1 protein-coding gene is annotated in these 761 nt (G+C 66.1%); it reads left to right on the top strand.

Going from position 1 to position 761, the window contains the following annotated elements:
• The coding region (locus JP75_RS24735; protein ID WP_035087922.1) for an AIR synthase related protein at nucleotides 1-761 on the top strand (761 nt) is incomplete at both ends.

Genomic DNA, 761 nt, shown 5'->3' with positions numbered 1-761 from the left:
CGAAAGCCAGGAGCGCATGCTCATGGTGCTGCATCCCGAAAAGGAAGCCGAAGCTCGCGCCGTCTTCGAGAAGTGGGAACTCGATTTCGCCACCGTCGGCATCACCACCAACGACCTGCGCTTCCGCGTTAAATGGCAGGGCCGCGAAGTCGCGAACCTGCCGATCAAGGACCTTGGCGACGAGGCACCGGAATACGATCGCCCCTGGATCGAGCCCAAGACTCCCGCCCCGCTCGCCGCCGACGACATCCCGGCCTATGACGTGGCGGACGCGCTCCTTAAGCTCATCGGTTCGCCGGCTCTCTCCTCGCGCCGCTGGGTCTACGAGCAATACGACACCCTCATCCAGGGCAACTCGCTCCAGCGCCCCGGTGGCGATGCCGGCGTGATCCGCGTCGAGGGCACCGAGAAGAAGGCCCTCGCCTTCACCTCGGACGTGACGCCCCGCTATTGCGAGGCCGACCCCTATGAGGGCGGCAAGCAGGCTGTGGCTGAAGCCTGGCGCAACCTGACCGCTACCGGCGCCGATCCGCTGGCCGCCACCGACAACCTCAATTTCGGCAATCCCGAGCGCCCCGAAATCATGGGCCAGCTCGTCAAGGCCATCGAGGGCATCGGCGAAGCCTGCCGCGCCCTCGACTTCCCGATCGTCTCCGGCAACGTCTCGCTCTACAACGAGACCAACGGCAAGGCCATCCTTCCGACCCCGACCATCGGCGGCGTCGGCCTGCTCCCCGATTGGGACAAGATGGCCCGCATCG

The organism is Devosia riboflavina (assembly GCF_000743575.1).
Lineage (GTDB): Bacteria > Pseudomonadota > Alphaproteobacteria > Rhizobiales > Devosiaceae > Devosia > Devosia riboflavina.
Note: the sequence above shows the minus strand (reverse complement) of the source record. Positions and strands in the feature narration are given on the sequence as shown.